The organism is Burkholderia sp. Bp8994, assembly GCF_003853805.1.
In the GTDB taxonomy this organism is placed as follows: domain Bacteria; phylum Pseudomonadota; class Gammaproteobacteria; order Burkholderiales; family Burkholderiaceae; genus Burkholderia.
Genome location: NZ_QTQH01000023.1, coordinates 1 through 21,583, shown reverse-complemented (window position 1 = coordinate 21,583; position 21,583 = coordinate 1). Strand labels below are relative to the sequence as shown.

At 65.9% G+C, this 21,583-nt stretch carries 16 protein-coding genes, 3 tRNA genes and 1 pseudogene; 18 read left to right on the top strand and 2 right to left on the bottom strand.

Annotation, left to right across the window (positions count from 1 at the left end):
- The first annotated feature begins 10 nt into the window (after positions 1-10).
- A complete protein-coding gene (gene tilS, locus DIE04_RS23950) occupies positions 11-1,417 on the top strand; it encodes a tRNA lysidine(34) synthetase TilS (protein ID WP_124522113.1) in 1,407 nt (468 codons plus the stop codon).
- Between the two features lie 122 nt (positions 1,418-1,539).
- On the opposite strand, the pseudogene DIE04_RS30410 reads toward tilS, so the two are convergent.
- Positions 1,540-1,777, bottom strand: a pseudogene (locus DIE04_RS30410) (hypothetical protein); the annotation flags it as partial.
- On the opposite strand from DIE04_RS30410, the gene DIE04_RS23945 reads away from it, so the two are divergent.
- The 14 genes from DIE04_RS23945 (at position 1,760) to DIE04_RS23870 (ending at position 18,393) form a co-directional block, all read left to right on the top strand.
- The gene (locus DIE04_RS23945) at positions 1,760-3,013 is read left to right on the top strand and encodes an aspartate kinase (RefSeq protein ID WP_040144529.1); all 1,254 of its coding nucleotides are present in this window, start codon (positions 1,760-1,762) and stop codon (positions 3,011-3,013) included. The pseudogene DIE04_RS30410 and the gene DIE04_RS23945 sit on opposite strands and share 18 nt — an antisense overlap.
- 111 nt (positions 3,014-3,124) lie before the next feature.
- Positions 3,125-3,218 (top strand) — tRNA-Ser (locus DIE04_RS23940).
- A gap of 185 nt (positions 3,219-3,403) precedes the next feature.
- The gene (locus DIE04_RS23935; RefSeq protein WP_124522111.1) at positions 3,404-4,777 is read left to right on the top strand and encodes a hypothetical protein; all 1,374 of its coding nucleotides are present in this window, start codon (positions 3,404-3,406) and stop codon (positions 4,775-4,777) included.
- A 450-nt stretch (positions 4,778-5,227) separates the two neighbouring features.
- Positions 5,228-6,757 (top strand): NuoM family protein, encoded by a 1,530-nt coding sequence (locus DIE04_RS23925; protein WP_124488279.1) that lies wholly within the window; start codon positions 5,228-5,230, stop codon positions 6,755-6,757.
- A 329-nt stretch (positions 6,758-7,086) separates the two neighbouring features.
- Entirely contained in the window at positions 7,087-7,974 is an 888-nt protein-coding gene (cyoA, locus tag DIE04_RS23915) for a ubiquinol oxidase subunit II (protein ID WP_044847970.1), read from the top strand.
- 3 nt (positions 7,975-7,977) lie between these two features.
- Positions 7,978-9,984: a cytochrome o ubiquinol oxidase subunit I gene (gene cyoB / locus DIE04_RS23910; protein WP_044847969.1), complete on the top strand. Its 2,007-nt coding sequence runs from the start codon at positions 7,978-7,980 to the stop codon at positions 9,982-9,984.
- Entirely contained in the window at positions 9,984-10,592 is a 609-nt protein-coding gene (gene cyoC, locus DIE04_RS23905) for a cytochrome o ubiquinol oxidase subunit III (RefSeq protein ID WP_124488277.1), read from the top strand. The genes cyoB and cyoC overlap by 1 nt, the downstream gene beginning before the upstream one ends.
- A complete protein-coding gene (cyoD, locus tag DIE04_RS23900) occupies positions 10,593-10,925 on the top strand; it encodes a cytochrome o ubiquinol oxidase subunit IV (RefSeq protein ID WP_011352504.1) in 333 nt (110 codons plus the stop codon).
- Between the two features lie 321 nt (positions 10,926-11,246).
- Positions 11,247-11,603: a hypothetical protein gene (locus tag DIE04_RS23895; RefSeq protein WP_044848002.1), complete on the top strand. Its 357-nt coding sequence runs from the start codon at positions 11,247-11,249 to the stop codon at positions 11,601-11,603.
- A 215-nt stretch (positions 11,604-11,818) separates the two neighbouring features.
- A complete protein-coding gene (locus tag DIE04_RS23890) occupies positions 11,819-13,702 on the top strand; it encodes an extracellular solute-binding protein (protein WP_124522834.1) in 1,884 nt (627 codons plus the stop codon).
- A gap of 52 nt (positions 13,703-13,754) precedes the next feature.
- On the top strand, positions 13,755-14,798 hold the full coding sequence (locus tag DIE04_RS23885) for a microcin C ABC transporter permease YejB (protein WP_124488275.1): 1,044 nt from the start codon (positions 13,755-13,757) through the stop codon (positions 14,796-14,798).
- 75 nt (positions 14,799-14,873) lie between these two features.
- On the top strand, positions 14,874-15,971 hold the full coding sequence (locus DIE04_RS23880; protein WP_124488274.1) for an ABC transporter permease: 1,098 nt from the start codon (positions 14,874-14,876) through the stop codon (positions 15,969-15,971).
- On the top strand, positions 15,968-17,590 hold the full coding sequence (locus DIE04_RS23875; RefSeq protein WP_124488273.1) for an ABC transporter ATP-binding protein: 1,623 nt from the start codon (positions 15,968-15,970) through the stop codon (positions 17,588-17,590). Before DIE04_RS23880 ends, DIE04_RS23875 begins: the two co-directional genes overlap by 4 nt.
- Before the next feature lie 128 nt (positions 17,591-17,718).
- Positions 17,719-18,393: a C40 family peptidase gene (locus tag DIE04_RS23870; RefSeq protein WP_124522107.1), complete on the top strand. Its 675-nt coding sequence runs from the start codon at positions 17,719-17,721 to the stop codon at positions 18,391-18,393.
- A 151-nt stretch (positions 18,394-18,544) separates the two neighbouring features.
- Here the strand turns inward: DIE04_RS23870 and DIE04_RS23865 are convergent, their stop codons facing one another.
- Positions 18,545-19,471 carry a patatin-like phospholipase family protein gene (locus tag DIE04_RS23865; RefSeq protein WP_044847962.1) on the bottom strand — a complete coding sequence of 309 codons (927 nt, stop codon included), beginning with the start codon at positions 19,469-19,471 and terminating at the stop codon, positions 18,545-18,547.
- 280 nt (positions 19,472-19,751) lie between these two features.
- Here DIE04_RS23865 and gltX point away from each other — a divergent pair, with 280 nt between their 5' ends.
- From gltX to DIE04_RS23850, 3 genes are all read left to right on the top strand, one after another.
- Positions 19,752-21,161, top strand: coding sequence for a glutamate--tRNA ligase (gltX, locus tag DIE04_RS23860; protein ID WP_124488272.1), 1,410 nt, complete (start codon positions 19,752-19,754; stop codon positions 21,159-21,161).
- 128 nt (positions 21,162-21,289) lie between these two features.
- Positions 21,290-21,365, top strand: a tRNA-Ala gene (locus tag DIE04_RS23855).
- A gap of 141 nt (positions 21,366-21,506) precedes the next feature.
- Positions 21,507-21,582 (top strand) — tRNA-Glu (locus DIE04_RS23850).
- The last annotated feature ends 1 nt before the right edge of the window (position 21,583 follow it).

Genomic DNA, 21,583 nt, shown 5'->3' with positions numbered 1-21,583 from the left:
CGTCTCGCTCGTGATCCCCCCGACCGAATTCTCCGCCGACCGTGTCGTCCTCGACGCGGTCGGCGTTGCGCTTGCCGATCTGCCGGCCGATGCGCGCATCGCGATCGCGTACAGCGGCGGCCTCGACTCGACGGTGCTGCTCGACGCGGCCGTGCGTGTGGCGGGCGCCGCGCGTTGCGTCGCGCTGCACGTGCACCACGGCCTTAGCGCGAACGCTGACGCATGGGTCGCGCATGCGCAGGCGACGGCCGGGCAACTTGGCGTCGCGTTCGAGTCGGAGCGTGTCGATGTGCCGCGCGACAGCGGCCTCGGCATCGAGGCGACCGCGCGCGAGCGCCGCTATGCGGCGCTCGACGCGATGTGCGAGCGCCACGGCGTGGCCGCGCTCTGGGTCGCGCAGCATGCGGACGACCAGGCGGAGACCGTGCTGCTTCAGCTGTTGCGCGGCGCGGGGATCGCGGGCCTGGCCGCGATGGCACCGCGTTATCGGCCTGACGGCGCAAGCGTCGAGCGCGTGCGGCCGCTGTTGCGATTGTTGCGCGCGCAACTGGAGCGCTATGCGGCGCAGCGCGCGCTGACGTGGATCGACGACGAATCGAACGGCGACACGCGCTACGCGCGCAATGCGCTGCGCATCGACGTGCTGCCGGCGCTCGCCGTGCATTTCCCGGGTTTTCGCGATGCGCTGGGCCGCGCGGCCCAGCATGCGGCCGCCGCGCAGCGGCTGCTCGACGATCTCGCTGAACTGGATTTCGCCGGCGCCGCGCGCGACGACGGCCGCGCGCTGTCGCGCGATGCGCTGGTCGCGTTCGACGATACGCGCGGCGCCAACCTGCTGCGTTTCTGGATGCGCCGGCTCGGGCTGCCCGGTGCGTCGGCGGGGCGGCTGGCGAACATGATGCGGCAGCTGCGCGCCGCGCACGACGCGCATGCGCTGCGGGTCGATCACGCGGGGCAGTGCCTGCGGCTCTATCGCGACACCGTGTACTGGGAGGCGGGCGACAGCGCCGAGCCGGCCGACGACGGCACCGGAACGCCGCATCCCGAATCCTCGCTCGCGTGGGACGGCCAGGAAGTCTGGCGCGTGCCGGCATGGCGCGGCACGTTCGTGTTCGCGCCGGCCGAGGCCGGCAGCGACGGCGCGGTGCCGGAGGCGCTGCTGCGCGGCGCGACGCTCGCCGCGCGCGCCCGCGCGGGCGGCGAGCGGCTGCGTACGTCGCCCGGCGGCCCGGGCCGCACGCTGAAGAATCTGTTCCAGGAGCGCGGCGTGCCGGCCTGGCAGCGCGACGTGCCGCTGTTGTTTGCGGGCGAGCGGCTCGTCTACGTGCCGCGGCTCGGCGTGAATCACGGCGACGGGCTGGCCGATGCCGGCGCGTGGCGCCGGATCGAATGGCGTCCCGACCTGCTGATCGCATAGCGGCGACACGCTTGCCGCCGCGCGATCGCGCGCCGGTTTTCACCATTTGGTAAACAGCGCCGGAACGCTTGCCGAACCGGCGAGCGGCTTGTCAAGCGGGCCTCTATCGGGTACGCTCGGTCGTTTGCTCGGCTCGATTTTTGAGCGATTTGTGCAGGTTTTCCGCGTGACGTACCCGGTTTGCGCGGCCTGATCGGCCTTCCGGGCAAAATCCGTCACGCTTGCGTGTTGCGTCCCAGCCGTCCCCCTCGTCGTCCGTCCACAGCCACAAGCCGCGTGACCGAACGGCAACGCGGCCTGCCCAGCGCGCCCGTGCGGCTTCTCCTCCAGTTCAGAACGACAATGGCACTCATCGTACACAAATACGGCGGCACTTCGATGGGCTCGGTCGAGCGCATCAAGAACGTCGCGAAACGCGTCGCAAAATGGCATCAGGCCGGGCACCAGATGGTGGTCGTGCCGTCCGCGATGTCCGGCGAAACCAACCGTCTGCTCGGTCTCGCGAAAGAGATTTCGAGCCAGCCGAGCCCGCGTGAGCTCGACATGATCGCGTCGACCGGCGAGCAGGTCAGCGTCGGCCTGCTGTCGATCGCGCTGCAGGAAATCGGCGTCGAGGCCGTGAGCTATGCCGGCTGGCAAGTGCCGATCAAGACGGACAGCGCGTTCACGAAGGCGCGCATCCACTCGATCGACGACGAGCGCGTGAAGGCCGATCTGAACGCCGGCAAGGTCGTGATCATCACGGGCTTCCAGGGCGTCGATCCGGACGGCCACATCACGACGCTGGGCCGCGGCGGCTCGGACACGTCGGCGGTGGCGGTCGCGGCCGCGCTGGATGCCGAAGAGTGCCTGATCTATACGGACGTCGACGGCGTCTACACGACCGACCCGCGCGTGGTCGAAGAGGCGCGACGCCTCGATCGCGTGACGTTCGAGGAAATGCTGGAAATGGCCAGCCTCGGCTCGAAGGTCCTGCAGATCCGCTCGGTCGAATTCGCCGGCAAATACCAGGTGAAGACGCGCGTGCTGTCGAGCCTGACCGATCCGCTGATTGCGCTCGACGAAGAAATGCGCTCGGGCACCCTGATTACTTTTGAAGAAGACGAGACCATGGAAAAGGCAGTCATTTCCGGCATCGCGTTCCAGCGCGACGAAGCACGCATTGCGGTGATGGGCGTGCCCGACAAGCCGGGCATCGCGTATCAGATCCTCGGCCCGGTCGCCGACGCGAACGTCGACGTCGACATGATCATCCAGAACCAGAGCGTCGAAGGGAAGACGGACTTCACGTTCACGGTCGGCCGCGGCGACTACCAGAAGGCGATGGACATCCTCACCAACCAGGTGCAGGGCCATGTGAGCGCCGAGCGCGTGCAGGGCGACCCGAAGGTGTCGAAGGTGTCGGTCGTCGGCGTCGGCATGCGTTCGCACGTGGGCGTCGCGAGCAAGATGTTCCGCACGCTGTCGGAAGAGGGCATCAACATCCAGATGATCTCGACGTCCGAAATCAAGATTTCGGTGCTGATCGACGAGAAATACATGGAGCTGGCCGTCCGCGCGCTGCACAAGGCATTCGAACTCGACCAGGCCGCGTGAATTTTTTCGTGATGCATTGAAGAAAATGCATCACGGAAATTGACGCACGGTTCGAAACCCTATATTATCTCGTTCTCGTCGCACTGCCTCCCTGGTGCGAGCGAAAGTTTGGGAGACGTGGCCGAGAGGTCGAAGGCACTCCCCTGCTAAGGGAGCATCTGGGCCAAAACCTGGATCGAGGGTTCGAATCCCTCCGTCTCCGCCAAAAGCGGTGACAAAGCCCCGCAAGTTCTCGGACTTGCGGGGCTTTTTCTTTTCCGGCGTCGTTTCCGCACGCACCGCCCGGCGCCACGCTTCGTCCGGACAGCCAATCAATGCTCGACTCGAGCGGCGCTCATGCGCTAAATAGGCGTATCGCCTCGCGCGGCTCAATCGGGAGTTCCGGCACGCATGCATTCCGTACTGACCATCCTTTCGCACCGTCCCGTCGACGGGCTCGTCGACAATCACGAACGTTACGCGCGGGCCCACGGCTACCGGCACGCGATCGTCGACGGCACGCACGTGTACGGCGAGCGCCAGCAGGTGCTGCACAAGTACCACGCGATCATCGCGCAGCTCGTCGCGATGGAGCAGGGCGCGTTGCTGCTCGTGCTCGATTCGTTCTCGGTCGTGTTCGGCCAGCATGCGTTGCCGGCCGTCGCGGACGGTTATGACGCGATCGTCACGACGCAGACCTCGAAGTCGTCGTTGCCCGCCGCGAGCGGCATGATCTTTCGCAACGTGCCCGACGTGCGCGAGTGCTTGCGCAAGCTGGTGGTCGAGCTCGGCAAGTGGGCGATGCGCCTGCCCGAGCGGCAACACGCATGCGAGGCGACGCTGCTTGCCGAGCACTTCCCGCCGCTGCCGTTCGATCAGCCGCTCGCGACCGGCCATTTCGCGTCGGCCCAGACGGTATGGCGCGACGGGCTAGCGATCGACGCGGTCGTCGGCGCGCATCCGCTCGTGGCGCACCAGGCGCCCGAATGGCAGCAGATCGATGGCGTATGGGCGCCGACGCCCGACTACGACTTTCGCTACGTGCTCGCGCTCGTCGACGACGCGGCGCGTGTCCAGCGGGGCGAGCAGCCGAGCGCGATGGACGACTGGCGCACCGCGCAGCAACGCCCGCGCGAACCGGCGCGACACCTGAACCCGCATGCAAGCATTGCGTTCGTGAGCCTGCACACGTCGCACATCGCCGGTTACGGCGATCTTCACGAAGAGAACTTCGTTCGCTACTGCACGCGACACGGCTATGCGTACCACGCGTATCGCGAACCGCCCGCGCTCCTGCCGGCCGGCGTCGATGCGAACTGGGCGAAGCTGCACCTGATTCGCGAACATCTGCCGGATCACGCGTTCGTGTTCTGGGTCGACGCCGACATCCTCGCGATCGACCAGCGCCAGACGGTCGACGGCGTGGTCGACGGCCGCGATTTCGTGATCGGCACCGACCACACGGCCTGGGCGATCAACTCGTGCATGATCGGCGTGCGTAACGTCGCGCCAATGCGCGAACTGGTCGAACGCATATGTGCGCGGATCGAGCGCATCGGCGATCGGTCGTCGGTCTATGCGAGCGGCGGCGACCAGCAGGCGATCTATGTCGAACTGCTGGAGGCGGGCATGATCGACGCGCGCTACATCGTCGATGCGATGTCGCTCGCGTCATCGCCGGTCTATGCGACGCGCGACAGCCGCTTCGTCCATTTCCCCGCGCAACACAACCACTATCGCGCGGTGACGATGCGCGTATGGGACAGGCTGAGCCATCAGCGCTGACGGAATGCGCCGCGATTTCCGGTGTTCCGGATCGCGGCGATCGGCGGCCGGTGAAATAAAAATGAAAGTATCCGTGTAAGGTTTGAATCGCTCTCATTCATCCTTCCCCGCATTCCACGCTTGCGCCCCGAAGAATCGGTCTTCCGGCCAAAAATGCGGCATCGCACCGATTCGTGCGATCGGCGTCGCATCACAATACGAAAAATTACACATAAAAATCAGCGATCTATCCGGGCGTCGTGAAAAGCTCCTCTGCTGCGATGCAAAAAATAATCATTCGCCTTATGCTGGTTAACCCGATTGCGCTTGAGCGGCGTCAAGCTTTGCCCTGATTCCGCTTTACATTTTGCCAACATTGGCGGTCCGCGAAATCTATCTGTCGATTTGATTTCGTTTCCTTCGTCACGCCTGTTTCCGATGCAGCGCGCGACCCTCTCAAGGCCTGTTGACATGCATGATTTCCCCTTTCTGAGCCTGGCGATCTGGGTTCCGATCCTGTTCGGCGCGTGCCTGCTGCGCGCCGGTTCCGACCGTCATCCGCATCGCACGAGGCTGATCGCGCTGGTCGGCGCACTCGCGGGGCTGGCCGCCGTCGTGCCGCTCGTCACCGGTTTCGATTCGCACTCGGCCGCGATGCAGTTCGCCGAAACCCGCAACTGGCTGGCGGCTTTCAACGCCGGCTGGCGTGTCGGGATCGACGGCGCGTCGCTGTGGCTCGTCGTGCTGACCGCCTTCACGACGCTCGTCGTCGTGATCGCGTCGTGGGAAGCGGTGACGGTGCGGGTCGCGCAGTACTACGCGTCGTTCCTGATCCTGTCGGGGCTGATGGTCGGCGTGTTCGTCGCGCAGGACGGGCTGCTGTTCTTCATCTTCTTCGAGGCGACGCTGATTCCGCTGTACCTGCTGATCGGCACGTGGGGCAGGGAGCATCGCGTCTACGCGGCCGTGAAGTTCTTCTTCATCTCGTTCGCGGGTTCGCTGCTGCTGTTGATGGCGATGCTGTACCTGTACGCGAAGTCGCATACGTTCGACATGAACGCATGGCGCACGCTGCAGCTCGGCTTCGCGCCGCAGCTCCTGGTGTTCCTCGGTTTCTTCGCCGCGTTCGCGGTCAAGGTGCCGATGTGGCCGGTTCATACGTGGCTGCGCGACGTCTACACCGACGGCCCGACGGGTGCCGCGCTGATGCTCGCGATGCTCAAGCTCGGCGGCTACGGCTTCCTGCGCTTCGCGCTGCCGATCACGCCGGACGCGAGCCACTTCTTCGCGCCGGCCGTGATCGCGCTGTCGCTGTTCGCGATCGTCTACGCGAGCCTGATCGCGCTCGCCCAGACCGATCTCGGCAAGCTGCTCGCGTATTCGACGGTTGCGCACATGGGGATCGTCACGCTCGGGCTGTTCCTGTTCAACCAGATCGGCGTCGAAGGCGCGATCGTGCAGCTCGTGTCGTACGGCTTCGTCGCGGGCGCGATGCTGCTGTGCGTGAGCGTGCTGGTCGATCGCACGAAGCAGCGCGAGATCGCCGCGTACGGCGGCGTGGCGGGCGTGATGCCGCGCTTCGCGACGTTCGCGCTGCTGTTCGCGATGGCCAACGTCGGCCTGCCGGGCACGTCGGGCTTCGTCGGCGAGTTCATGGTCATCATGGGCGCGATCCGCGTCAACTTCTGGATCGGCGCGATCGCGGCACTCACGCTGATCCTCAGCGCGTCGTACACGCTGTGGATGGTCAAGCGCGTCGTGTTCGGCAAGATCGCGGGTCCGCGTATCGCGAAGCTCGCCGACCTGAGTCGTCGCGAGATCGTGATGTTCGCGTCGCTCGCGCTGATCGTGTTGATGGTGGGCGTCGATCCGAAGCCGTTCACCGACGCGATCGATCCGACCGTCGCACGGCTGATCGAGGAAGCGAGCCGTTCGAAGCTGCCGGCCGGGGACGGCGGCGCACCGGCGCAGCCGGCGTACATGGCCGCGGCGCACGGCTGAGCGCGTGACGCCGCGCACGATGTCCGCATCGCGTGCCGATGCGGACATCGTTGCGCGCGCATTCATCGGGGCAGGGCGGACACGAGCCCGCGGTTTTTCGCCGATTTCGGCCGTCTCAAGGCCCTCGGCGTGAGACCCGAGGCCCGCGGCCGCCTCCCGGCTGCGTGAAATTGCCCCGCGACAATCTGTCTCACTGCGGATTCTGCAATGATGATTTGTCGCACCCACCGGTTTTTCGCCGCGCCCGCGCGACGTATGATTCGGCCACTTTCGTGGATCGAATGCGCATCGGGCAAACGCAACGGATTCAATGACCCTCGGGCTGTGTGATGAAAAGAAGAGCTTCAAAAGGCTGGACGGCGCTGATATCGATCGGCGCGGCGCTGAGCCTGTCAGGCTGTAATTTAGATGTACTAAATCCGAAAGGAAGCGTCGGGGCCGCCGAAAAGGCGCTGATCGCGACCTCGACATGGGCGATGCTGATCGTCGTCGTGCCGGTGATCCTGCTCACGCTGTGGTTCGCGTGGCGTTACCGCGCATCGAACCGCAACGCCGCCTATGCGCCGAACTGGTCGCACTCGACCGCGATCGAGGTCGTGATCTGGACGGTGCCGACGCTGATCATCCTGTTCCTCGGCGTGCTCACGTGGAAAACCACGCACGAGCTCGATCCGTACAAGCCGCTCGAGTCGTCGGTGAAGCCGATCGACGTCGAGGTCGTCGCGCTCGACTGGAAGTGGCTGTTCATCTATCCGGAACTCGGCATCGCGTCGGTGAACCAGCTCGCGATTCCGGTCGGCACGCCGGTGAATTTCCGCATCACGTCGGATTCGGTGATGAACTCGTTCTTCATTCCGCAGCTCGGCGGCCAGGTCTATGCGATGGCCGGCATGCAGACGCGCCTGCACCTGATCGCCGATGAAGCCGGCGACTACGCGGGCACGTCCGCCAACTTCAGCGGCCGCGGCTTCTCCGACATGAAGTTCCGCACGCTCGCCGAGCCGCGCGAACAGTTCGACGCGTGGGTGCAGAAGGTCAAGGCCTCGCCCGACCGGCTCGATGCGACCGTGTACGGCACCGTCGCGCAGCCGAGCGAGAAGGCGCCCGTGCGCTACTTCTCGTCGGTCGATCCGCGGCTCTTCCACAACATCATCGCGAAATACAACGATGGCCACGTCCTCGATCTGAAGGACGCCGCCTGCGGCACGAAGGGGTAACGCATGTTCGGCAAACTCACACTGGCGGCGATCCCGTTCGATCAGCCCATCATCATGGTGGCAGGCGCCTTCATGGGGCTGGTCGTGCTGGGCATTCTCGCCGCACTGACGATCACCGGCCGCTGGAAGTGGCTGTGGACGGAATGGCTGACGACGGTCGACCACAAGAAACTCGGCGTGATGTACATCATCGTCGCGCTGATCATGCTGCTGCGCGGCTTCGCCGACGCGATCATGATGCGCATGCAGCTTGCGCTCGCGTACAACGCGCCCGGCTACTTGCCGCCGCACCACTATGACCAGATCTTCACGGCACACGGCGTGATCATGATCTTCTTCATGGCGATGGTGTTCATGGTCGGCCTGATGAACCTCGTCGTGCCGCTGCAGATCGGCGCGCGCGACGTCGCGTTCCCGTTCATCAACTCGCTCTCGTTCTGGATGACGGCGGTCAGCGCGATCCTGATCAACATCTCGCTCGTGATCGGCGAGTTCGCGCAGACCGGCTGGCTCGCGTATCCGCCGCTGTCGGAGCTGCAGTTCAGCCCGGGGGTAGGGGTCGACTATTACCTGTGGGCGCTGCAGATTTCGGGTGTCGGCACGCTGCTGACCGGCGTGAACTTCTTCGTGACGATCATCAAGATGCGCGCGCCGGGCATGACGCTGATGAAGATGCCGGTGTTCACGTGGACGGCCCTCTGCACGAACGTGCTGATCATGGCGTCGTTCCCGATCCTGACCGCGACGCTCGCGCTGCTCGGCCTCGACCGCTACCTCGGCATGCACTTCTTCACGAACGAAGCCGGCGGCAACGCGATGCTGTACCTGAACCTGATCTGGGCGTGGGGCCATCCGGAGGTGTACATCCTGATCCTGCCGGCGTTCGGCATCTTCTCGGAAGTCATCGCGACGTTCTCGAAGAAGCCGCTGTTCGGCTACAAGACGATGGTGTATGCGACCTGCGCGATCATGGTGCTGTCGTTCCTCGTGTGGCTGCATCACTTCTTCACGATGGGCTCCGGTGCGAACGTGAACGCGTTCTTCGGCATCATGACGATGATCATCGCGATCCCGACCGGCGTGAAGGTGTTCAACTGGCTGTTTACGATGTACCGCGGCCGGATCGAATTCACGACGCCGGTGCTGTGGACGATCGGCTTCATGGTCACGTTCACGCTCGGCGGCATGACCGGCGTGATGATGGCGATCCCGGGCGCGGACTTCGTGCTGCACAACAGCCTGTTCCTGATCGCGCACTTCCACAACGTGATCATCGGCGGCGTGCTGTTCGGCTATCTCGCGGGCTTCAACTACTGGTTCCCGAAGGCGTTCGGCTTCAAGCTGAACGAGAAGCTCGGCAAGGCTGCGTTCTGGTTCTGGCAGGTCGGCTTCTACGTCGCGTTCGTGCCGCTCTACGTGCTCGGCTTCATGGGCATGACGCGGCGCCTGAACCACTACGACAATCCGGCGTGGCATCCGTGGCTGCTGGTCGCCGCGTTCGGCGCCGTGCTGATCGCGATCGGCATCGCGTGCCAGCTGCTGCAACTGGTGGTCAGCATCCGCAACCGCAACCTGCCGGCATATCGCGACACCACGGGCGACCCGTGGGGCGGCCGCACGCTGGAATGGGCGACCTCGTCGCCGCCGGCCGAGTACAACTTCGCGGTGATCCCGCAGGTGCGCACGCTCGACGCGTACGCCGACATGAAGGCACGCGGCGACGGCCGGCCGAACCCGGCGGCGATCCGCGACATCCACATGCCGTCGAATACGTGCGCGGGTCTCGTGGTCGCGGTCTTCAGCCTGGTGCTGGGCTTCGCGCTGGTGTGGCACATCTGGTGGATGGCGATCGGCGGCCTGGTCGGCATCGTCGCGACGCTCGTGGTCTACAGCTCGCGTGACAACGACGGCTACTACATCCCGGCGTCGAAGGTGCGCAGGATCGAAGAGAAGCAACCGGCGGCGCGCGTGGCCACGCGTGTCGACGACGTGGAACTGGAGGCCAACTGATGTTGCAGAAAACCCTGAGCGCAACCCTGCTCGAGCACGACGACCATCCGCCGTCGCACTCGGTGTTCGGCTTCTGGCTGTACCTGATGACCGACTGCGTGATCTTCGCGGCGCTGTTCGCGACGTTCGCGGTGCTCGGCAACCAGTACGCGGGCGGTCCGACCGCGAAGGACCTGTTCGACATTCCGGGCGTCGCGGTGGAAACCGCCGCGCTGCTGCTGTCGAGCATCACCTACGGCTTCGCGATGCTGGCCGCGTACAAGCAGCGGCGCGGCGCGCTGCTCGCGTGGCTCGCGGTGACATTCGTGCTCGGCGCGGCGTTCCTCGCGATGGAGCTGCGCGAGTTCTCGCACCTGATCGCGGAAGGCGCGGGCCCGCAGCGCAGCGCGTTCCTGTCGGCGTTCTTCACGCTGGTCGGCACGCACGGGCTGCACGTGACGGCCGGCCTCGTGTGGATGATCGTGCTCGCCGGGCAGGTCGTGCTGCGCGGCGGCGACCTGACCGATCGCGACCTGCGGCGTCTGACGTGCCTGAGCCTCTTCTGGCATTTCCTCGACATCGTGTGGATCTGCGTGTTTTCCTTTGTCTATCTCGCGAGCGTGATCTAAATGGCCCATTCGCATTCGTCGCAACTCGAAGAAGGGCACGGCAGCGTCGGCGGCTATGTCGCCGGTTTCATCCTGTCGGTGCTGCTCACGGCCGCGTCGTTCGGCCTCGTGATGGGCGGCGTGCTGTCGCCGCACGCATCGCTGATCGCGCTCGCCGTGCTCGCATTCGTGCAGATCGTCGTGCACCTCGTGTACTTCCTGCACATGAACGGTTCGTCCGGCCAACGCTGGAACGTGATGGCGTTCAGCTACACCGTGCTGACGGCGGCGATCCTGATCGTCGGCACGCTGTGGGTGATGCACAACGTCAGCATGAACATGATGTCGCGCTGAGCCCAGAGCGGCTGAGCGGCATCGCGGCGCAGCGGACGATCTCCATGCGCATTCATGCATCAAAGGCGGCACGCGAGTGCCGCCTTTGTCATTGTGGCCGCGCGGTGTGCGTGGCGTCGCTCGGCGCGGACGCGGGCCAGGATGAAAGATGTTTCAGGAAACGGCGGAACGGACATCGCGGCAGCGCGTCAATTGTTACAAGACGTTAGCGGACGCCTCCACGTGCGATGCAGCGCATCAGTTCTTACAAACTTGAAATATGCGGAGACTGTGCGTGCCGTTATAGTCGAATCACACATGAAACAACTCGAAGAGGAATCCATGAAGACTTTGCGTATTGCCTCGCTCTTGACCGGTATGACGGCCTTGCTCGTGTCGGGCGCAGCAATGGCGGGAGTCAATGTCGGGATCAACGTCGGCGTGCCGGCTCCGGTCTACGTCGCACCCGCGCCCGTGTATGCGCCGCCGCCTCCGCCGGTCGTCTACCAGCCGGCGCCCGTGTATGCGCCGGCGCCCGTCTACGCGCCGGCCCCGGCGATCGTGATCGGCTGGCACGGCGATCGCTACTGGGACGGCCGCCGCTACTGGGGCCGCGACGAGTGGTATCGCCATCATGGCCGCGGCTGGCACGGCGATCGCGGTCACTGGGACAACGGCCGTCACAACGGCTGGCGCTGATCGATCTGCGGCGCACGCGCGATGCGTGCGCGCCCTCGAAGGAAAACCGCCCGTGTGAACTGAACACCGGGCGGTTTTTCTTTGCCTGTGCGAGTCGCACGCGGCAGCCGCAACGTGCCGGTGCCATGCGCGAAAACCCGCAAGTTGGCTCGACGTCGAATTGAATGGGTAGAATCGACCCACGTTCCATCCCTCAATCGACCGACAGGGCCTCTATGACGAAGGGTTCGCCCCGGACCGCCGCCACCCGCATCCGCTTCGGCGCCGCGCATGCGGCACGGGCCGCCGGCCGCACGGCGGCAGTATGGACGCTACAGGCGGTACTGGCTGCAAGCGCCGCGCACGCGGCCTATGCAATCGCGCAGTACGGCGAGCCGAAATATCCGCCGGGCTTCAGGCATTTCGACTATGTGAACCCCGACGCGCCGAAGGGCGGCACGCTCGTGCTCGCGAACCCGAGCCGGCTCACGTCGTTCGACAAGTTCAATCCGTTCACGATGCGCGGCAACCCCGCACCGGGCATCGACCTGCTGTTCGAGAGCCTCGCGACCGGCAGCATGGACGAACCGGCATCCGCCTACGGGCTGCTCGCCGACGACATCGCGATCGCGCCGGACCGCCGCTCGGTCACGTTTCACCTGAACCCGCGCGCGCGCTTTTCGAACGGCGATCCGGTCACGGCCGACGACGTCAGGTTTTCGTTCGACACGCTGAAGAGCAAGCAGGCCGCACCGCAGTTCGGCGCGTATTTCGCCGAGATCGCGAAGGCGGTGGTGGTCGATCCCGCGACCGTGCGTTTCGAGTTCCGCAGCACGAACCGCGAGCTGCCGCTGATCGCCGGCGGCGTGCCGGTGTTCTCGCGCAAGTGGGGGCTGCGCGCGGACGGTTCGCGGATTCCGTTCGACCAACTCGCGTTCGAGCAGCCGATCGGCAGCGGCCCGTACCTGATCGAGCGCTACGACAACGGCCGCACGATTACCTATCGGCGCAATCCCGCGTACTGGGGCGCCGACCTGCCGGTGCGGGTCGGCACCGACAACTTCGAGCGGATCGTCTACAAGCTCTATGGCGACGGCGTCGCGCGGCTCGAGGCGTTCAAGGCCGGCGAGTACGACGTGCTGGTCGAATACATCGCGCGCAACTGGACGCGGCGCGACGTCGGCAAGCGCTTCGACAGCGGCGAGCTCGTCAAGCGCGAGTTCCGCCAGCACAACGGCGCGGGCATGCAGGGCTTCTTCATGAACCTGCGCCGGCCGCTATTTCGCGACGTGCGCGTGCGCCAGGCGCTCGATCTCGCGTTCGACTTCGAATGGCTGAACCGCCAGTTGTTCTATAGCGCGTACACGCGCCTCGACAGCTATTTCGCCGATACCGACCTGCAGGCGACCGGTACGCCGGGCCCGGGCGAACTGAAGCTGCTGGAGCCGTTGCGCACGCAACTCGACCCGGCCGTGTTCGGCCCGATGGTCACGCAGCCGAACACGAACCCGCCGGGCTCGCTGCGCGCGAACCTGCTGAAGGCGCGCGCGCTGCTCGCGCAGGCCGGCTGGACCTACCGCGACGGCGCGTTGCGCAACGCGCAGGGCGAGCCGTTCACGTTCGAGATCCTCGACGATTCGGGCGCGGCGATGGAAGGCGTCGTGACAGCCTACCAGCGCAATCTCGCGAAGCTCGGCATCGACGCGCGTTTTCGCACGGCCGATTACGCGCTGCTGCAGAAGCGCCTCGACGCGTTCGACTACGACATGACGACGGTTCGCCTGCCGGGTGTGCAGGTACCGGGCGCCGAGCAGTTCTCGCGTTACGGCAGCAAGTTCGCGGACGAGCCGGGCTCCGACAACATCATCGGCCTGAAGTCGCCGGCCGTCGACGCGCTGCTGCATGCGCTCGGCACCGCGCAGACGCGCGAGGACCTGCTCGACGCGACGCATGCGCTCGACCGCGTGCTGATGCACGGCTATTACGCCGTTCCGCAGTGGTACAGCACCACGCACCGGATCGCATACAAGCGCACGCTCGGCTATCCGCAAACGCTGCCGCTGTACTATTCGGCCGAGGGCTGGGTCGTATCGACCTGGTGGGCCAAGCCCGATCACTGAAGCCTGCCGGCCCTTCGTTCAACCCAGCCTATCGATCGCGAGTCGACGCCCTATGTGGAGCTACATCCTCAAACGCCTGCTGCTGATGATCCCGACGCTCGTCGGCGTGCTCACGCTCACGTTCGCGGTGATCCAGTTCGTGCCGGGCGGCCCGGTCGAACAGGCCGTGCAGGAACTGCGCAAGGGCGCGACGGAGCAGGGCGCGGCGCCGTTCGGAATGCGCGCGCACACCGGCGTCGACGCACAGCAGCTCGCACAGCTCAAGGCGCTGTACGGCTTCGACAAGCCGCCGCTCGAGCGTTACTGGCTGATGCTGAAGCGTTTCGCGCGCTTCGATCTCGGCGACAGCTACTTCCGCCACCAGAGCGTGTGGTCGCTGGTCGTGCAGAAGCTGCCGGTGTCGATCAGCATCGGGCTGTGGACGTTCTTCGTCACCTACCTGATCTCCGTGCCGCTCGGCATCGCGAAGGCCGTGCGCAACGGCTCGCCGTTCGATGTCGCGACGAGCCTCGTCGTGCTGGTCGGCTATGCGATTCCGGGCTTCGTGCTCGGCGTGCTGCTGCTCGTGCTGTTCGGCGGCGGCTCGTTCTGGCAGCTGTTCCCGCTGCGCGGGCTCACGTCGGACAACTTTTCCCAGCTGTCGCTCGCCGGCAAGGTGCTCGATTATCTGTGGCACATCGCGCTGCCGATCACGGCGTCGGTCGTCGGCAGCTTCGCGGTCATCACGATGCTCACGAAGAACGCGTTCCTCGACGAAATCCGCAAGCAATACGTGCTGACCGCGCGCGCGAAAGGGCTCGCCGAGCGCACCGTGCTGTGGAAGCACGTGTTCCGCAACGCGATGCTGCCGCTGATCGTCGGGTTTCCGGCCGCGTTCATCGGCGCGTTCTTCACGGGCAGCCTGCTGATCGAGACGCTGTTCTCGCTCGACGGCCTCGGGCTCTTGTCGTACGAGTCGGTCGTGCGGCGCGACTATCCGGTCGTGCTCGGCACGCTGTACCTGTTCACGCTGATCGGGCTCGCGACCAAGCTGATCTCGGACCTCTGCTATGTGTGGGTCGACCCGCGCATTCAATTCGACAACCTGGAGCGCTGACATGAAACCGTCCGCCAGCACGCCGCTCGCCGGCGCGCCTGTCCGCCTGCCCGCGCTCGCCGGGCGAGGTGCGCGATGAACCGGGCCGTCGTGTCGTCCCGCATCGACGCGGCCCGTGCGCGCGTGTCGCCGTCGCCCGCGCGCCGCGTCTGGCAGCGCTTTCGCCAGCAGCGCCTCGGCTACTGGAGCTTCGTGATCTTCGTCGTCGCGTTCGCCGCGAGCCTCGCGGCGCCGCTGTGGTCGAACGACAAGCCGCTCGTCGTGCGCTACGACGGCCAGACCTATTTCCCGATGTTCCATGCGTATCCGGAGACGACCTTCGGCGGCGACTTCCCGACGCCGGCCGACTATCTCGATCCGTACGTCCGCAAGCGGCTCGAGGCGCCGGGCAACTTCGTCGTGTATCCGCCGAACCGCTATTACTACGACACGCTGAACTATTTCTCGAGCGTGCCGAACCCGGCGCCGCCGTCGCGTGCGAACTGGCTCGGCACCGACGCGCAGGGGCGCGACCTGCTCGCGCGGCTCGTGTACGGGTTCCGCGTGTCGGTCGAGTTCGGGCTGGTCCTGACCGCGATCGGCACGCTGCTCGGGATCGCCGCGGGCGCCGTGCAGGGCTTCTTCGGCGGGCGCATCGACATCGTCGGGCAGCGGCTGATCGAGATCTGGAGTTCGCTGCCCGAGCTGTACCTGCTGATCATCTTCGCGTCGATCTTCGAGCCGAGCTTCCTGCTGCTGATCGTGCTGCTGTCGCTGTTCGGCTGGATCGGCCTGGCCGACTACGTGCGTGCCGAATTCCTGCGCAACCGCACGCAGGACTACGTGCGCGCGGCCCGCGCGATGGGGCTCACGAACTGGCAGATCATCTGGCGCCACGTGCTGCCGAACAGCATGACGCCCGTGATCACGTTCCTGCCGTTCCGGATGAGCGGCGCGATCCTCGCGCTCACGAGCCTCGACTTCCTCGGGCTCGGCGTGCCGCCGCCGACGCCGAGCCTCGGCGAGCTGCTCGCGCAGGGCAAGGGCAACCTCGACGCATGGTGGATCTCGCTGTCGACGTTCGGCGTGCTGGTCGCGACGCTGCTGCTGCTGACCTTCATGGGCGACGCGCTGCGCAACGCGCTCGACACGCGGATCGCCGACTCGGTGCGCGCGGCAGGAGGCCAGCGATGAGCAGCACGGTCGTATCGAACGCGGGCGAGCCGCTGCTGTCGCTCGAACATCTGCAGGTGCGCTTCGGCGACACGGTGGCCGTCGACGACGTGACGCTCGCGATCGGCCGCGGCGAGCGCGTCGCGCTCGTCGGGGAGTCGGGATCGGGCAAGAGCGTGACCGCGCTGTCGATCCTGCGGCTGCTGCGCGACGCCGACGTGAGCGGCACGATCCGCTTCGCCGGGCATGACCTCGCCGGCAAGAGCGAACGCGAGATGCGCGGGCTGCGCGGCTCGGACATCGCGATGATCTTCCAGGAGCCGATGACGGCGCTCAACCCGCTGTACACGATCGGCACGCAGATCGGCGAGACGATCGTGCTGCACGACGGCGTGACGGCGGTGGAGGCGCGCAAGCGCGCGATCGCGCTGCTTGCGCGTACCGGCATCGCGGAGCCGGAGCGGCGCGTCGACAGTTACCCGCACCAGTTGTCGGGCGGCCAGCGGCAGCGCGCGATGATCGCGATGGCGCTCGCCTGCCGGCCGCGCCTCCTGCTCGCGGACGAACCGACCACGGCGCTCGACGTGACGATCCGCGCGCAGATCGTCGACCTGCTGCTCGAGCTGCAGCGCGAGGAGGCGGAAAAGCGCGGGATGGCGATCCTGCTGATCACGCACGACCTGAACCTCGTACGGCACTTCGCCGAGCGGGTCGCGGTGATGGAGCGCGGCAAGCTGGTCGAAAGCGGGCCGGTCGAGCGGATCTTCGCGGAGCCGGAGCATCCGTATACGCAGCGGCTGCTGAACAGCCGGCCGCAGCGCGCGGTCGCGCCGGTGATGCCGATCGCGCCCGTCGTGCTCGATGCGCGCCACGTCAGCGTGCAGTTCGCGCGCAAGCGGCCGGGCTTCGCAGGCTGGTTCGGCACGACGCCCGTGACGGCGGTCGCGGACGTGTCCGTGTCGGTGCGGCAGGGCGAGACGCTCGGGATCGTCGGCGAATCCGGCTCCGGGAAGTCGACCCTCGCGATGGCGCTGCTCGGGCTGCAAAGGACGGCCCACGGCGAGATCGAATTCCAGGGGCGTGCGCTCTCGACCTATCGCGGCCGCGAACAGACCGCGCTGCGCTCGAACATGCAGGTCGTCTTTCAGGATCCCTTCAGTTCACTGTCGCCGCGTCACACGATCGAGCGGATCGTCGGCGAGGGGCTCGAACTGCATCGCCCGGAACTCACACCGGACGCGCGGCGCGCGAAGTCGCTGGCCGTGCTGCGCGAAGTCGGCCTCGACCGCACGGTGCTGCATCGCTATCCGCACGAATTCTCGGGCGGGCAGCGCCAGCGGATCGCGATCGCGCGTGCGCTCGTGCTGGAGCCGCGCATCCTGATCCTCGACGAACCGACGTCCGCGCTCGACGTGTCGATCCAGCAGCAGGTGCTGAAGCTGCTCGCGAATTTGCAACAGAAATACAACCTCGGCTATGTATTCATCAGCCACGACCTGGAGGTGATCGGCGCGATGGCGCACCGGGTCGCGGTGATGCAGGACGGGGCGATCGTCGAGTCCGGCGACGTGGCCGATATCTTCACGAAACCGTCACATCCTTACACACAAAAGCTGTTGAAAGCGGTCTGGAAAGCGTGATAGGCGTCCAATGGTCTGACTATCTCGATTGTATTTTTTAATTTGTTTTGACAAACGATTACGCGCTGGCTAGTATCGACCGAAATTTTCCGCCAATCAGCTGATTTTTAAGCACATTCCATCGACCAATGCAGCATCGATCCCTGACCCAGGCATGCGCGCGTACCCTCGCCGGGCTGTTCATCGGCGCCCTGTTCGCAGCAGCTCCCGGCGCGTTCGCCGACGAAGTCAGCAGTTTTAACCAGAATGTCACGAATTCGACTCAAATCGGGTCGAGCTCCTCCCTCCAGCAGACCAGTGCCCAGTCGTCGAGCGGCGGCGCGAAGTCGTTTCTTGCCGGCATGGCGGGCAAGGCAGGCGACGTCGTCGTCGGTGCGCTGAACATGATCGGCGTGCGTTACCGCTGGGGCGGCAACTCGCCGGATTCCGGCCTCGACTGCAGCGGGTTCGTGCGCTACGTGTTCCAGGACACGCTCGGCATGTCGCTGCCGCGTCGCGCCGAAGAGATGAGCCGCGTCGGCGAGAAGGTCAGCATGAGCAACCTGAAGCCGGGCGACCTCGTGTTCTTCAACACGATGCGCCGTACGTTCTCGCACGTCGGCATCTATATCGGCGACAACAAGTTCGTGCATTCGCCGTCGACGGGCAGCACGATTCGCGTCGACGATCTCGATAGCGGCTACTGGGAAAAGCGTTTCACCGGTGCGCGCCGGCTCGAGTCGGAGTTCCCGATGAAGGCCGACGACCTGCGCCAGCGCGTGCGTGCCACGATCGGCGACGACGCGGCGAACGGCAGCAACTGACCGACGCTCGCCGGCGAACCGCCGGATCCAAAAAACCCTGTCACTGGAAGGCGGCAGGGTTTTTTGTTTTGGGGCGTGCGCAAGCGGCTGGTGGCGGTGCCATCGTCGGTGGCGCGCTCGCTGTCGTGCGCCGCGCGCCGCGATGCGCCGCTTATGCCGCCGCGACGCCGCGGGCCGCCGCGAGCTTGCGCTGCAGCTCGGGCATGACGCGCGCGACGGCTTCCTCGCCCGCGAGGATCGCCGCGTTGCGCTGGTTGAAGTCGCTGCCGCCCATCGCTGCGAGGTTCGGGCGGATCACGACATCCGCGTATTTGTCGAGCTCGTAGGTCTTGATCGTCTGGCCCATGATCGTGAAGGTCTGCAGCAGCATCTCGATCGGGTTGTTGGTCGCCGCGCCGTCCGGCCGCGACGAGATGTCGACCGCGATCACGAAGCTCGCGCCCATCTTGCGCGCGAACGACGCGGGCACCGGGCTCACGAGGCCGCCGTCGACATATTCGCGGTTGCCGATCTTCACGGGCTCGAACACCGACGGCACGCTGCACGACGCGCGCACCGCGAGCCCCGTATTGCCCTGCTGGAACAGGATCGGCTGGCCGTTCTGCAGGTCCGTCGCGACGATGCCGAGCGGCTTCGCCATCTTTTCGATCGGCCGGTTGTTGAGCGTCTTGTTCAGGAAGTTCTGCAGCGCCACGCCCTGCAGCAGCCCGCGCGAGCGGAACGGCAGCGCCCAGTCGCTGATCGCCGCCTGATCCATGTCGAGTGCGATCTTGTTGATCTGCAGCCCGCTCATCCCGGCGGCATAGAGCGCCCCGACCACCGAGCCCGCGCTCGTGCCCGCGACGATCTCGACCGGGATGCCGCGCGCCTCGAGCGCCTTCAGCACGCCGATGTGCGAAAAGCCGCGGGCGGCGCCGCCGCCGAGCGCGATGCCGATCTTCACGGGTTTCTCGCGCGACTGCGCGGGATTCGCGGCGTTGTCGGGGCGGGACTTGTCGCCGAACGACGTGCAGGCGGCGAGGCTGGCGGATGCGCAAGCGATCGTGAAGTGACGGCGCGACAGGCGAGGGGACGACATCGAATGGTTCTCCGGCGGCTTGGCGGCGGGCCGTGCGGCCCGCGGCGGCGATAGGTTCCGAGCGGCCGCGCGGCACAAACCGCGCGGCCGGCGCGGCGCCGGCTGGCGGCCGCGGCGCGCACATCATAAAGCAAGCGGCGCGCTTGGCGCGAAGGGCGGCGCGAGTATAATTCCGGCTTCTTTCCCGTTCCGGGCGCGGCCGGCCCCAGTGCTGTCCGGGCTGTCGCCGTCGATCCCGCGTCGAATCATTCATGCGCCCCAGGCGTTCGAGTTACCGTTTATGACCCGTCCTGTCCGTACCCGCTTCGCGCCGAGTCCCACCGGCTTCATCCACCTCGGCAACATCCGCTCCGCGCTCTATCCGTGGGCGTTCGCGCGCAAGATGAAAGGCACGTTCGTGCTGCGTATCGAGGATACCGACGTCGAGCGTTCGTCGCAGGAAGCCGTCGACGCGATCCTCGAGGGGATGCAGTGGCTCGGCCTGGATTTCGACGAAGGCCCGATCTACCAGATGCAGCGGATGGACCGCTACCGCGCGGTGCTCGCGCAGATGCTCGAGCAGGGCCTCGCGTACCCGTGCTACATGTCGGCCGAGGAGCTCGACGCGCTGCGCGAACGCCAGCGCGAGGCCGGCCTCAAGCCGCGCTACGACGGCACGTGGCGTCCGGAGCCGGGCAAGGTGCTGCCCGAGCCGCCGGCCGGCGTGAAGCCGGTGCTGCGGTTCCGCAACCCGCTGACCGGCACGGTCGTGTGGGACGACGCGGTGAAGGGCCGGGTCGAGATCTCGAACGAGGAGCTCGACGACCTCGTGATCGCGCGTCCGGACGGCACGCCGATCTACAACTTCTGCGTGGTCGTGGACGACATGGACATGAACATCACGCACGTGATCCGTGGCGACGACCACGTGAACAACACGCCGCGCCAGATCAACATCCTGCGCGCGCTCGGCGGCGAGCCGCCCGTCTACGCGCACCTGCCGACCGTGCTGAACGAGCAGGGCGAGAAGATGAGCAAGCGGCATGGTGCGATGAGCGTGATGGCGTACCGCGACGCCGGCTTCCTGCCGGAGGCCGTCGTCAACTACCTGGCGCGCCTCGGCTGGTCGCACGGCGACGCGGAGATCTTCTCGCGCGAGCAGTTCGTCGAATGGTTCGACCTCGAGCATCTCGGCAAGTCGCCCGCGCAGTACGACCACAGCAAGCTGAGCTGGCTGAACGCCCATTACATCAAGGAAGCGGACAACGCGCGCCTCGCCGCGCTGGCGAAGCCGTTCCTCGACGCGCTCGGGATCGACGACGCGGCGATCGCGACGGGCCCCGCGCTCGATGCGGTGGTCGGCCTGATGAAGGACCGCGCGACGACGGTCAAGGAGATCGCCGAAGGCGCCGCGATGTTCTACCGCGTGCCGGCGCCGGATGCCGATGCGCTCGCGCAGCACGTGACCGATGCGGTGCGCCCGGCACTGGCCGATCTCGTCGCCGCGCTGAAGGCGGCCGACTGGACGAAGGAAGCGGTGTCCGCCGCGCTGAAGGCGACGCTCGGCGCGCACAAGCTGAAGATGCCGCAGCTCGCGATGCCGGTGCGCCTGCTGGTGGCGGGCACGACGCATACGCCGTCGATCGACGCGGTGCTCGTGCTGTTCGGTCGTGACGTCGTGGTGTCGCGTATCGAGGCCGCGCTGGCCTGAGGTTTGAGCGGATGCGAAGCCGCTCGCGCAGGGTGTCACGGCGGCTTCGCAAAAAATTTCGCTCGAATCGCAAAAAGGGTATTTACAAGTTCAAATTCGGTCCATATAATCTCATTTCTGTTCTGCAAGGGGGTATAGCTCAGCTGGGAGAGCGCTTGCATGGCATGCAAGAGGTCAGCGGTTCGATCCCGCTTACCTCCACCATCAGAGCAGAACGAATTGATTTGCGAAGCAGCGGTAGTAAGTAATAAATGCTTCACAAAATGATTTAAAGCAGTTAGAATTTCGGCCTTCGCTGTTGATGATGAGTGAATAGCGAAAGTCAGACAGATCTGAAAAGATCATGTCCCCTTCGTCTAGAGGCCTAGGACATCACCCTTTCACGGTGAGTACAGGGGTTCGAATCCCCTAGGGGACGCCAG

Coding starts and splice junctions, on each gene's coding strand:
- cyoA (WP_044847970.1), top strand. CDS start 7,087: ATGAAAAGAAGAGCTTCAAAAGGCTGGACGGCGCTGATATCGATCGGC.
- DIE04_RS23945 (WP_040144529.1), top strand. CDS start 1,760: ATGGCACTCATCGTACACAAATACGGCGGCACTTCGATGGGCTCGGTC.
- cyoC (WP_124488277.1), top strand. CDS start 9,984: ATGTTGCAGAAAACCCTGAGCGCAACCCTGCTCGAGCACGACGACCAT.
- DIE04_RS23865 (WP_044847962.1), bottom strand. CDS start 19,471: ATGTCGTCCCCTCGCCTGTCGCGCCGTCACTTCACGATCGCTTGCGCA.
- DIE04_RS23895 (WP_044848002.1), top strand. CDS start 11,247: ATGAAGACTTTGCGTATTGCCTCGCTCTTGACCGGTATGACGGCCTTG.
- cyoD (WP_011352504.1), top strand. CDS start 10,593: ATGGCCCATTCGCATTCGTCGCAACTCGAAGAAGGGCACGGCAGCGTC.
- DIE04_RS23875 (WP_124488273.1), top strand. CDS start 15,968: ATGAGCAGCACGGTCGTATCGAACGCGGGCGAGCCGCTGCTGTCGCTC.
- DIE04_RS23935 (WP_124522111.1), top strand. CDS start 3,404: ATGCATTCCGTACTGACCATCCTTTCGCACCGTCCCGTCGACGGGCTC.
- DIE04_RS23870 (WP_124522107.1), top strand. CDS start 17,719: ATGCAGCATCGATCCCTGACCCAGGCATGCGCGCGTACCCTCGCCGGG.
- DIE04_RS23880 (WP_124488274.1), top strand. CDS start 14,874: ATGAACCGGGCCGTCGTGTCGTCCCGCATCGACGCGGCCCGTGCGCGC.
- DIE04_RS23925 (WP_124488279.1), top strand. CDS start 5,228: ATGCATGATTTCCCCTTTCTGAGCCTGGCGATCTGGGTTCCGATCCTG.
- cyoB (WP_044847969.1), top strand. CDS start 7,978: ATGTTCGGCAAACTCACACTGGCGGCGATCCCGTTCGATCAGCCCATC.
- gltX (WP_124488272.1), top strand. CDS start 19,752: ATGACCCGTCCTGTCCGTACCCGCTTCGCGCCGAGTCCCACCGGCTTC.
- DIE04_RS23890 (WP_124522834.1), top strand. CDS start 11,819: ATGACGAAGGGTTCGCCCCGGACCGCCGCCACCCGCATCCGCTTCGGC.
- DIE04_RS23885 (WP_124488275.1), top strand. CDS start 13,755: ATGTGGAGCTACATCCTCAAACGCCTGCTGCTGATGATCCCGACGCTC.